The organism is Bacillus sp. LL01, assembly GCF_001037965.1.
On the sequence record NZ_LFEL01000002.1, the window covers coordinates 20,116 to 32,537 of the forward strand.

General features: G+C 43.3%; 11 protein-coding genes. 1 reads left to right on the top strand and 10 read right to left on the bottom strand.

The window, feature by feature from the left end:
* Positions 1-108: 108 nt before the first annotated feature.
* From nagE to AB685_RS06615, 5 genes are all read right to left on the bottom strand, one after another.
* Positions 109-1,482 (bottom strand): N-acetylglucosamine-specific PTS transporter subunit IIBC, encoded by a 1,374-nt coding sequence (gene nagE, locus AB685_RS06595; protein ID WP_047969808.1) that lies wholly within the window; start codon positions 1,480-1,482, stop codon positions 109-111.
* 173 nt (positions 1,483-1,655) lie between these two features.
* Entirely contained in the window at positions 1,656-2,930 is a 1,275-nt protein-coding gene (locus AB685_RS06600; protein WP_047969809.1) for a DUF1343 domain-containing protein, read from the bottom strand.
* A gap of 415 nt (positions 2,931-3,345) precedes the next feature.
* The gene (locus AB685_RS06605) at positions 3,346-5,442 is read right to left on the bottom strand and encodes a glycoside hydrolase family 3 protein (protein WP_047969810.1); all 2,097 of its coding nucleotides are present in this window, start codon (positions 5,440-5,442) and stop codon (positions 3,346-3,348) included.
* Between the two features lie 21 nt (positions 5,443-5,463).
* Positions 5,464-7,164, bottom strand: a complete 1,701-nt coding sequence (locus AB685_RS06610; protein WP_047969811.1) for a serine hydrolase domain-containing protein — start codon at positions 7,162-7,164, stop codon at positions 5,464-5,466.
* A 205-nt stretch (positions 7,165-7,369) separates the two neighbouring features.
* Positions 7,370-7,567: a ChaB family protein gene (locus tag AB685_RS06615; RefSeq protein ID WP_047969812.1), complete on the bottom strand. Its 198-nt coding sequence runs from the start codon at positions 7,565-7,567 to the stop codon at positions 7,370-7,372.
* Positions 7,568-7,700: 133 nt separating this feature from the next.
* Between AB685_RS06615 and AB685_RS06620 the strand changes: the two genes are divergently transcribed.
* Positions 7,701-8,396 carry an N-acetylmuramoyl-L-alanine amidase gene (locus tag AB685_RS06620; protein WP_047969813.1) on the top strand — a complete coding sequence of 232 codons (696 nt, stop codon included), beginning with the start codon at positions 7,701-7,703 and terminating at the stop codon, positions 8,394-8,396.
* Positions 8,397-8,659: 263 nt separating this feature from the next.
* On the opposite strand, the gene AB685_RS06625 is transcribed toward AB685_RS06620, so the two are convergent.
* The 5 genes from AB685_RS06625 to liaF form a co-directional block, all read right to left on the bottom strand.
* Complete coding sequence (locus tag AB685_RS06625; protein ID WP_047969814.1) at positions 8,660-9,610, bottom strand: RNA methyltransferase; 951 nt, start codon at positions 9,608-9,610, stop codon at positions 8,660-8,662.
* Between the two features lie 29 nt (positions 9,611-9,639).
* Complete coding sequence (locus AB685_RS06630) at positions 9,640-9,879, bottom strand: glutaredoxin family protein (protein WP_047969815.1); 240 nt, start codon at positions 9,877-9,879, stop codon at positions 9,640-9,642.
* 95 nt (positions 9,880-9,974) lie between these two features.
* Positions 9,975-10,607: a response regulator transcription factor gene (locus AB685_RS06635; protein WP_047969816.1), complete on the bottom strand. Its 633-nt coding sequence runs from the start codon at positions 10,605-10,607 to the stop codon at positions 9,975-9,977.
* A gap of 6 nt (positions 10,608-10,613) precedes the next feature.
* Complete coding sequence (locus AB685_RS06640; RefSeq protein WP_047969817.1) at positions 10,614-11,651, bottom strand: sensor histidine kinase; 1,038 nt, start codon at positions 11,649-11,651, stop codon at positions 10,614-10,616.
* Positions 11,648-12,373 carry a cell wall-active antibiotics response protein LiaF gene (gene liaF / locus AB685_RS06645; RefSeq protein ID WP_053073742.1) on the bottom strand — a complete coding sequence of 242 codons (726 nt, stop codon included), beginning with the start codon at positions 12,371-12,373 and terminating at the stop codon, positions 11,648-11,650. The genes AB685_RS06640 and liaF overlap by 4 nt, the downstream gene beginning before the upstream one ends.
* Positions 12,374-12,422 lie beyond the last annotated feature (49 nt).

Here is a 12,422-nt window from a genome sequence, read left to right on the forward strand (position 1 = left end):
ATATTAACAGAAAAATGCTATGTATATAAAAAAATTCATGAAGCAACTAAAAATGCCCAAACAAGTCCTCATGAAAGAGAGTAACTCGTTTAGGCACAATTGCTTTGCTTATTTCTTCCTCAGCTCATCAGCCAGGAACTCTACATCCGTTCCAACGATGACCTGCATGTTTGTTTTGCTCAGTTTGACGATTCCTTTCGCTCCAAGTTCCTTTAGCTTTGCTTCATCAACTGATGAGGAATCATTTACTTTCAGGCGGAGTCTGGTAACACAATTATCGATTTCTAAGACATTTTCTTTTCCACCCAGTGCTGCCAGATAACCATCAGCAAGTTCCGCGTAGTTCCCTTTTGTAGCACTTTGTGTAAATTCTCCTGCCACTTCATCTTCACGTCCCGGCGTTTTCAAGTCGAGCTTTTTGATCAGGAAATAGAAGATGACAAAGTACAGCCCTCCGTACAATAGACCCACACCTGCAAGAAGGATAGGCTTTTGGGCAATTCCGAAGTTTAACAGATAATCTATGGCCCCTGCCGAGAAACCAAATCCATGGTGGATATCAAGCAGATAGGCTACTGACATCGCTGTACCTGTCAGGAATGCATGTATCAGGTAGAGAATTGGAGATAAGAACATGAACGAAAACTCGATTGGCTCGGTAATCCCTGTTAAGAAGGAAGTAAATGCCAAGCCGATCAGGGCTCCAGTCATCGCTTTTCTTCGTTCTTTTTTGGCTGCTGCAATCATTGCAAGGGCTGCCCCTGGAAGACCGAACATCATGATAAGGAAGAATCCGGCCATAAAAATGCCTGCAGACGAGTCACCGGCAAGGAATCGCCAAAGATCCCCTTTTATTACCTCTCCGGCTGCATTGGTAAATTCCCCGAATTCAAACCAGACGATAGTATTAAGGATGTGATGAAGTCCTAATGGAATCAACAATCGGTTCAAGAATCCGAAAATCCCCACTCCCGTTGCACCTGCACCAATAATCCATTCTCCGATACTATCGATGAATAACTGAACAGGTGGCCATAGATAACCGAATAAAAAGGCAAGGAGCAGCATGACGAGAGAGGTGATGATTGGTACAAATCGTCTGCCACCAAAGAACCCAAGCCAGTCCGGGAGTTTGATATTATAGTATTTATTATAGAGAAGACCTGCTATTATTCCCGAGATGATTCCACCTAGCACTCCCATATTAATAGATTCATTTATGGCAGCGGCACCATTGGTCAGTACGAAATAACCTACTGCTCCAGCGAGTGCCGCCGCTCCACTACCATCCTTTGAGAACCCGATTGCGACTCCGATGGCAAATAATAATGCAAGATTTCCAAATACAGCATTTCCTGCTGCAGAGATAAAAGGAATATTTAATAAGTCCTCTTGTCCTAAACGTAGGAGCAAGGCAGCTGCAGGCATAATCGCGATAGGAAGCATTAGTGATTTACCTATTTTTTGTAAAAAACCAAACATGAATAAGCACCTCTTTTCTTCTGATTTAATAAAGAATATGTAATCGCTTACGACATTAGTACATGCCTAGTGGTCTAGTTATCTATTTTTTGGTTTTGTTGAACATCGCTGTTGATTTTTCATATTAAGGGAAAAGAACTCGAGGCTTTTCCACCTCAAGTTCCCTGCTTCTATTATTTGTAGATTAGGTATTGTTTGCGAACTTTATTGAACTCACTCAATTCACCCTGCCATTGGGAGACTAAGTCTTCTACGGACCTTCCTTCTTCGATTCCTTTACGGATCCAACTGTTCCCGATCAGGTTGTCGAAGAAAGAGATACCGGCACTGTTTTCTGCACGGAATGCGAAATCTTCTGGATACATGTCATGGATAGTTTTGACGATGTGCAATCCTGTTTCCACCGGTTTGAAGTCGTCTCTATCCGTTATATGAATTTGAATCCCGTGTGACAGGCTTCCTGCATGTTTTGAAAATGTTGGTGTGAAGGAGGCTGCTCTGAAGGTCACTCCTTCCAACTCTAAGTCATTTAACGTACTCGCCACATCATCCGCATTCATGAACGGCGCACCAATCAGTTCAAATGGCTTAGTAGTACCACGTCCCTCAGATACGTTCGTCCCTTCGATAAGTGCACCTCCAGGATATACCAGTGCAGTATCTAAGGTTGGCATGTTTGGCGATGGCATTACAAACTCAGGTGGCGTATCATCGTAATACATGTTTCGTTTCCAACCATTCATTTCTACAACCGTTAAGTCTGCACCAATTCCGAATTCTTCATTGAACAATTTTGCCAGTTCCCCTACTGTCATTCCGTGTCTTAATGGAATGGCATAGTTCCCTACAAAGGAAGCATACTTCATATCAAGCACTGGTCCCTCTACTTTTAATCCACTTAATGGATTCGGTCTATCCAATACTACGAAAGGAATGTCGTTTTCCTGTGCAGCTTCCATCGCATATGCCATTGTGTAGATATACGTGTAGAAACGGGTTCCGACATCTTGAATGTCAAAAAGTAATACGTCGATATCCTCCAGCATTTCCGGAGTCGGCTTTCTTGTCGGTCCGTATAGGCTGTACACCGGAAGACCTGTTTTTTCATCGATATAGAAGTCAACATATTGACCTGCTTGGGCATCTCCACGCACCCCATGCTCAGGTCCATAAAGGGCTGTCAACTCAGTATCAGGATCATTATGCAACGTGTCTACAATACTGTTCAGCTCCTGATCGACTCCTGTAGGGTTTGTAATTAGCCCCACACGTTTCCCTTCAATCAGATGCTTTTCTTCATTTAACAGAACTTCCACACCAAGCTCGAACTTCTTCCCCTTTCCTTTACCTTTGCCATTGCTTTTGCCGTTTCCATTGTCTGCAAAAACCGCGGACAACGAAGATAGAACCAAAACCGCTGTTAATAAAGTTATCAACCATTTTTTCAATCTTTTTCCCCTCCCGCTTTTTAATCTTAGGTCTTGTTAAACACCGCTGTTGATTTCCGCACCGGGCTTCGCTTTCCACGGGGCGCTTGCGGAGCCTCCTCGCTATGCCTGTGCCACTGAAAAAGTACTTAATTCTAGGATTTGGTTAAACACCGCTGTTGATCTCCGCAAATGGCTTCGCTTTCCGCGGGGCGACCTTGAGCCTCCTCGCTACGCTGCGGGGTCTCAAGATTGTCGCTACTCCCCCGCTGGAGTCTACGCCATTTGCTCCAATCATCAGCTAGGGACCATTAAATACTATATGTTTCTCAGTTTTTCAGTGGCCTCGCTATGCCTGTGGAGTCTTCGCCCAATGCTTCAATCAACAGCTGTGGAATCTACCGAAATATAAGATATTCTTTAACAGAGCATACACTTAATAAGTCAACCCATGCCCATACTCGTATAATACACCGCCATCAAACCCAGGAATCGTAACCGGAAGCTGGCCTCCTGGTACATTCTCACCAAAGATTGTTGCTGCAGTTGCGGCAAAACTCGCCGGTCTGAAACCGTATTGGGCTAGGTATACATCCACTTCATTGTAGGCCATGATGTCATACGGATTCCGGATTCCCACCGCGATGACCGGTGCTTCCGTTTCAACCGTCAACGTTTGAACAAGTTGCATTTGGGCATTTTGCGGAGATCTTCCAGACACATTAAACGTACTGGTTCCCACAATGACGGCCGTTGCATTTCGCACCTGCTCAAGCTGCGCATCTGTTAAACGGAAGTTTGCTGCCACCTCCACTACTGTAGTATTTTCATGTTGCTGCCTGACAGCTTGGCTTAACTCAGAAAGGTTCGTTCTCCCTACGACCACTATGTTTTCTTCCGCGCTTGGATTCAGCGGAAGTGTCTGGTCGTTCTTCACAAGTGTGATGGAGCGTTCTGCCGCTTCTCTTTCCACTTGCTTGTGTTCAGCAGAACCTACAACAGCTTGAGCGTTCGCGATTTTTTCTTCAATCGGCATTGGTGTTTCCTCTTTGATTACTCCACGCTTAATTTTCAATGATAGGAGCCTCTCCACAGATGCTTCAATTCTTTCCACTGTCAGGTCCCCATTATCAACAGCCTGTAAAAGTCCCTGTCTTACTTCACTTAGTCCTACCGGCATAAGAACGATATCGGTTCCCGCTTGAACTGCTTTGACAGCAGCATCCACAGGCCCGAAGTGATCGGCAATGGCAGCCATGTTCATCGCATCTGTCGTGATGATTCCTTCATAGCCCATTTCATTTCTCATCAATTCCGTCAACACGGTATGAGAGAGAGTAGCAGGAATCGCAATCTCTTCCCCGGTTTTTCTGGAAATGGCTTTTGATCCATCAATTTTCGGGAAGGTAACATGAGCCGTCATGATGGCATCAATACCAGCCTCCATTCCTTTTTGGAACGGATACAGTTCCACTTCCATTAGGCGTTCTTTGTCATGAGGGACTTCAGGAAGACCAAGATGAGAGTCTACCGCTGTGTCCCCATGTCCTGGGAAGTGTTTCGCTGTTGCTGCCACACCTGTGGATTGAAGACCTTCTGTATAGGCAACACCCATTTGTGCTACTAATTCAGGGTCTTCTCCAAAGGAGCGAACCCCGATTACCGGGTTGTCCGGATTATTATTAACATCCATAACCGGTGCAAAGTTCATGTTGATTCCAAGAGAGTGAAGCTCCTCCCCGATTGCTTTCCCGACATTATGGGCGATTTCCGGGGACCTTGTTGCTCCAAGGGCCATGTTCCCTGGCATATCTGTACCAGATTGAAGTCTAGTAACGATTCCACCTTCCTGATCGATCGTCATCAGAAGGCCATATTTTTCTGCCGCTTCCTGGTAGTCTGCAACAAGTCTTGTCGTTTGTTCGGTTGTAACGACATTTTCACGGAAAAGAATTACTCCGCCAAGATGATAGTCTTTTACGAGTTGCTCAATTTCCGGAAGCATTTCCGTCACATTCTGGCCGTTCCAATTTCTGAAGTCCGGCATAAGCATCTGACCGATTTTCTCTTCAAGGGTCATTTTACTTATGGCGTGTCCTACCAGGTCATAACGCTCTCCAGTTTGTTTTACAAGAGCAGCCTTAGGTTCTTTCTTTCCTTTATCTTTAGGAGATACTTTGAAGTCAACAGCAATTCGGTCGGAATAAGTTCCATCCGTCACTGTTATGAAAGTTCTCCCTCTCTTTCCCGTAAGTGTTACATTTCCATCCCCATCAACTTGGGCGACGTTTTTATTGGATGAATCCCAACTTAAGTTCTCTTTTGTAAACAGGTAGTGACCTTCCTCAAACACTTTCAGCGCCCTTAATTGGAACTCTTCACCAACATTATTCAACTCCACTTGAGGAGCATTTTGATATAGAATCAGATCTTTCATTTCACTTTCAGCTTTTACGGTTTTCATGGGAATCCCAGAAATGATGATTGCCATGACGAGAACCGATAAACCAAAAGTTTTTAAGGTCTTCTTCATTCGTGTAACCTCCATTATTTATTAATGATTTCTCTGTACCCATCCTTCTCCAGTGAAGTCGGCTTGCAGCTTTTTCCCATTTTCCGAGAGCAGCTGAAGATCCTTCACATACCAGCCGCGACCATTAACGGTAGCGTCCGTTTTATATAGAAACTGGATGTATTTTGTATTAGCTGGAATATGCACTTCTTTTTGTGTCCATTCCTCTTTGGTTCCTGTCAGGGATTGAACGTCTGTCCAAGTTTGGCCGTCTTTTGATACTTGTATATGGCCGTAATCCGATTGGTTCTCTATGTGGTACCACGTATCAAAGGATAGGGTGGCGGCATCATTTAAACTCACTTCGGCAATAAGACTTCGTTTTAATTGATCGCCATATCCAGAGAACCAGGCTTCTTCTTTACGGTCCATTTTCACTGGGATGGAATCGGCCACAAGTCTTGCAAAAGGTCGCCTTACAACATTGGTGGTTACCGTAGTCCTTGAAGGATGAACCCTGTTTGTTAGAAGTATGGCGATCGTATCATTTTCCTGATTGATTACGATGGATGTTCCTGTGTAACCAGTATGCCCAAGTGCTCCTTCATTTGATAAGGCATCCATAAACCAGCCCTGGTTCAGCTCCCAGCCAAGTCCATGATCATTGCCCGGAAATTCAGGAATTTTATTTTCCGAAAGAAGTTTGATTGTTTCCGGTTGTAAAATTTGTTGCTCACCATAGCGCCCATCCTTAACGAACATATGTGCAAGCTTCGCAAGATCTTCAGCTGTGGAAAAGACTCCAGCATGTCCAGCCACACCGTCCAATGACCAAGCGTTTTCATCGTGTACTTCCCCCCAGACTAGTCCTCGTCCAATTGCAGGCTGGTATTCCGTCGCTGCAATACGATGCTTCAAGGAAGCCGGCGGATTGTACATTGTTTCACTCATTCCGAGTGGTTCCGTTAAGTGTTCTTTCACAAATTCATCTAAACGTTGACCGGATAACCGTTCAATAAGAACGCCCAATGTTATCATGTTCAAATCACTGTATGTATAGGTCGTTCCCGGAGCATTTGCCAATCGGTGATTCAGGACAATGGCCAATCTATCCTCTCTGCTTTCTCCCTGTGAATATAAAGGAACCCATGCGGTAAATCCGGATGTATGTGTCATAAGTTGTTCTATCGTAACATCCTCTTTTCCGTTGGCTGCAAATTCAGGAAGGTGTGAAGCTACAGGATCATCCAATTCAAATAACCCCTGCTCATACAAAATCATTGCAGCTGTAGTGGTGAAAATCTTACTGATGGATGCGAGGTCAAAGATGGTGTTTTTCTCCATTGCAACCGGTGAATCTGATTCCGTAAATTGGTCATCGGTATAGCGATACGCATCTCCGTATGCATCATGCTTGACAATGTGTCCGCTTCTTGCCACCAATGCCACTGCCCCAGGCATGACACGACCTTGTATCATCTCTTCCATCAACGGATCGATTTTATTCAGCGTTGCCTGTAACATCCCAGCTCCCTTGGCAGAACCAGGATGAAGCACAGGTGATGAAGGTCCGGGATTATTCCAAGTAAAAGCAGGATGTACTGATGAGCTACCAATCTTGGACTCTTTCATTTCTGTCTTGTTCTTTCCTCCTTCCGCTAAAATGGGGCTGCTTAATGGTACCCCTAGCAGCGAGGTGGTTAGTACAGCTGTTAACGCGATGGAAACCGTCTTCTTTTTCATAGTTCCTCCTTCACACTTTGTATTTTTTGAAAAGGCTTACATTTATCTACTATTCTAGTTTATGGAATAAAACGTATAGATGTCTATACCACATAAGTCCTGTTAAAGTAGTATTTTGTCATGTTGTGCGTGTGACATTTTAACTATTTTGAAAATTTTGAACTATACTTCGTGGCATAAAAAAAGACCTGGTATCTCTCCAGATCTATTTCTTTACCCAGTTATCATTTTCATTTTTCTTATATTTTTCCTTCACCGCACTCCATGCCACCTTGTGTGCCGTTTCCTCTTTATCATACTGATCTGAGGCAGAGTTAAACGCTTCTTTGTAGATTTCTTGGGCATGTTTAGGTAGGTTATCCCTTACTCCATCCGGCAGGTCCTTTAGAGAATCATAAGGCATCTTACACTCCTCCTTTATTGATATGTTCTATTTTTCTAGAATACCCCCTCTCCTTGCAATTAAACGGAAAAGAAGGATTTTTACGCTCCAAAAAGAATTACAATAAGAGAAGCTTGCACAAAAAGGAGAAAAGATGATCAAAACTACCTATCTATTTATTTCTTTATTCTTATTAATCGGTTGTTCAGAACCGACTGTTCAAACGGAAAGACAATTGGATAAAACAACCCCAATCATAGAACCTATGTTAGTTGTTCCTCCCGAACCATCCAGTTTGGAGATGCAAGAATGGCTTCTTCCAAAGAAGAATTCAAGAGTGAGAGGGGCCCCGATTACTCACATTATGCTCCATTTTATAAATAATGCGCTCCGTGCACCACAAGACCCTTATAATATTGAGGAGGTCTATGCACTTTTTGAAGAGTACGAGGTATCGGCTCATTATATGATAGACAGAGAAGGCGATATCTACCTTTTAGTTCCGGAAGAACGCGCAGCCTTTCATGCGGGAAAAGGACACCTTTTAAACTATCAGGAGTACAGTACCCGACTTAATGATTATTCGATTGGAATTGAACTACTGGCAATTGGAACGAAAGAGGAAATGCTATCAACAATACCTGAAGAAGTCTATGACTCTATCGATCCGCTTGATATGGGATACACGGAGGAGCAGTATATCGCTTTGAATAAGCTGTTGGAAGATATATTAATCAGAAATCCCGGAATCAAGAATGACAGGGAACACATCATCGGCCACCACGAATACGCCCCTGTCCGTAAAAGCGACCCCGGGGAACTTTTTGATTGGTCAAAAATAGGTTACTGAAGTAGAAGAGGCTGTTTTCGCAAAGTTTATTACTTATAGAAAGATTTAGACAAATGAGTGGATTGGAGCGGAAGTCACTCGACTCCGGCGGGAGGTAGCGGTAGACTTGAGACCCCGCAGGCTTGCCGAGGAGGCTCAAGCACCGCCCCGCGGAAAGCGAGTTACTGCAGCGAAAAGGAACGGTCATACTTTATTGCCAATAACATGGTTTACAAAACAGGCAAAAGAGACCGATTGCCCCACGCAATCGGTCTCTTTTCCCGTTATTCACAAACCAATATTTCTCTTGTAAAATAGCCCTTATGTGTCTCACAGCGATCGATGATGCTGAATCCAGCTTCCTCCACCATGTTATCCATCGTCTCAATGGTGATAACGACCACTTTCTTTGCAAAGCGGCGTGCATGCTTCAATATGGATAATTGGTCTTCCGGAGTTGCATGAGTATATAGATTGTATGGCATATCAATAATTGCCACATCATAGCTATCTGTTACTTCCGATATAGGTCCGAGCGTGACATTTCCTGTTAGACCGAAATGTTCAATATTTTCCCTTGAACCGTCTACCACCAACGGGTTTATGTCTCTTCCATCCATATCAATACCCATGGATAACGCTTCAACAAGAACAGTTCCTATCCCACAGCAAGGATCTATGGATTTGATTCCCTGAGGATTCGGGACGGCAATATTGGATACAGCCCTTGCCACACGGGTGCTTAAAGCTGTTGAATATTCCCTGGGCTTTTTCGTATGCTGAAGCCATACCGCTTCACTTTTCAAATAATGACCGAAATACCAGCGTTCACCGACAGTGGCCATGCCGAAAATATGATCGGGATGATGAACATCAGCCTCGCCTTCAATAACCCATCCTACAGCACGTTCAATCTCTCGACGCTCTTGATATTCAATCGTATGGGGGGCGTTACGGTCATTTATTTTTGAGAAAATAACCTTGAAAGTTTGGTCCCCCATCTTTATTTCCTTCACTTGATCCAAAATATCCTGCAATGTTGCCCCTTCATGGACCACTTCAATTCTTTCACGGATAAAAGGGCTTCTGCTCGGATCAATTTCTATTGTACTTTTGATAATGTTATCATCTGTTGCTTTGTCAAAAAAAGAACGCATCTCTAAATGGCACAGGGAGCGCTCTTCCTTGCTATATGCATACGTATAAATAAATGCCGGCTTGCTTTGCTCTATCAATATCGTTCATCCTCTTTTTGCCCCGACCTTCACTTCACAAGATCAATCAGCCTATTTAGTTCCCCCGGGTTGAATCCTTTTACCGCTTGGTCTCCCACAGCTGTCACCGGGATTCCCATGAAGCCGAATTTTTCCACTTCCTGTTGGTATTCCCTGTTTGCAAGGAGATCTCTGACCTCAAAAGCTACCTGATGTTCTTTAAGGAATTCCTTTACGAGTTCACAATCCCTGCAGCCAGGGGCTGAGTAGACGATGAGTTGTTTATTCATTGGTGTTCCTCCCTTGATGTATTTTAACATCTGCCTTAAATAGTATCATAAAAAGCTTAGTGAAGGAGAATTCTGTAAGGAACAAAAAACACCCATTAGTTCACTAATGAATGTTTAAATGCGTAGATGACCGCCTGCGTTCGGTCCTGCACTTGAAGTTTTGCGAGGATATTGCTTACATGAACCTTAACTGTCTTGATAGCAATAAACAGTTCATCGGCAATTTCTTGGTTTGATTTTCCCTGAGTCATGAGCAGAAGAATTTCCATTTCCCTGTTGGTCAGCTCCTCATGAGGAAGGATTTCTGTCTTTCTGCGCATTTTTTGCATCATTTTGCCCGCCACTTCTGGCTCTAGGATAGATTGTCCTTTATAGGTGGAGCGGACTGCATTGGCAATCTCACTTGCTTTGGAGGTTTTCAGCATATAGCTGGTGGCTCCTGCTTCAAGAGCTGGATAGACCTTTTCATCATCAAGAAAACTTGTGACAATAATGATTTTCGCATCCGGCCACTGTTCAATAATTCTTCTTGTAGCCTCAATTCCGTCCATTTCCTTCATTACTAGATCCATTAATATTATATCCGGTCTATGCTCAAGAGCAAGATCTACTGCAATGGAACCATCGTCCGCTTCAGCGATGACTTCAATATCAGGTTGAGCAGTCAAATAAGCTGTTACACCAATCCTCACCATTTCATGATCATCTACAAACAACACTCTAATCATTATGGGTCAAGCCTCCTCTACATCTAGTTTTGGAACTTTTACTTCAAGTCTTGTTCCTTCGTTTTCCACACTGACTATTTTCAATGTACCGCCAAGTTCCACGGCGCGTTCATGCATATTTTGCAACCCGTATGATCCCGCCTTTGCCTGTTCGACATCAAAGCCGATTCCGTCATCCACCACTCGGAGAATAATCAGGTTCTCCCGTTGAATAAGAAGTACTTCCACCGTGTTTGCTTTGGAATGCCGTAGTGTATTGGACAGGGTTTCCTGCAGAATCCTGAACAGGTGATCCTCCACCCCTTTATCGATGGAAAAGCTCTCTATTTTCCAGGTTATGCTCATCGGAACCTTCTGCATAAGCTCTACTAACAGTTCTTCGGCACCTTCTTGCAACGTTTTTCCTTTTAAAGCAACAGGACGTAAATGTAGTAGCAATGCTCTCATTTCCAATTGGGATTGGTGAATCATCTCTTCTACCAGACGGAGTTGTTTAGTTTCGTTCAAATCCTTTCCCTCTCTCGTTTCCGTCAATGCGGACATGAGCATGGAAGCGGCAAAAAGCTGCTGGCTGACAGAATCATGAAGCTCCCTTGCAAGCCGGTTTCTTTCCTGTGAAACAATTTCCTGAATGCGTTTTTCTAGGTCTTCCGCCTTTTCATTTGCGATTTTTTGGGAAAGCTTTGTTTGTTCCTGAATCTGACTTTGTAACTTCCAGATTACATGTTCAATGGAAGATATCTCCTGTACACTGCTAGCTTTTGCTTCCCGTAAACTCTTCCCTTGTTCTACTGCTTTTAATTCATCATAGACCATGCCTAATTGCTTTTTCCAAAATAACCCAGAAAATAAACCGAAGATAACTCCCAATCCTAAACTTACTATCGTGACAAATAACACAAAAGGAAGATCCAACACTCTGACAACCCATAAAGCTTCCAGACTGATTACTGGGAAAAAGAAAAAGGTTACAGCAGCCAGCACAAGGAAGCTAGTGAACGAAATAAGTGCTGCAAATAAAACTTGGCGCATTAATACACTCATACTCTTTTCACCTCTAAACTTCCGACAAAGACAGAGGTGACAATCTTCACTTTCTGGGTAGTTTTTTTATAGTTTTCTGTATGGAAATGAACCGTCTGATTAAAGATGCTTTTCTCCTCTTGCTCCAGAATGGTTGTGGAACCAACCATAACGGAATGCTGGACATTCAGCTCCACCTCATAAGGAATCAGAATCTGGATGTTACCTATCACATTTCTAATAAAAATGGTGGCTTCCCCTTTTGGTAGTACAGTGTAGCTTAAATCAATTGTTGTGTCGCTGATGCCACACTGAATATTGACATCATCCCAAGTATAAGAATGCTCTGGTGTTTTTTGAAGTCCGAACAATTTATTCTGGAACCATTTTTGTGGTTGTCTAATTACGGACTCCTGTCGTTCCGGCCCAATTTCCGGCTTCACCATTACCGGGTTCTTTTTGGCCTGGATGTATTGATATAACACATACAATACCGTCGCTACTATTAGAAAATTAAAAGTCATAGTATTGAAAACAGTAAAGAAAATGGAGAGCAAGCCAATAACAAAAAGGACTTTCCCCACTAACCAATGCCATTTCCGCTTCCCGATATACATAAGAAACCCGGAAAAGAGAAAGGAAAACACAAGGCCCGTATTGAAAAAAAGGATCTCCAAGATGAATATGAAAGCTCCCATAAAGATGATGAAACTAAGGTAATCTGATTTCATTCTGTTCAACATGCGCCTTGCACCTCCCTTTATATGGTCGTAATATGCATGCAGCCAAAAA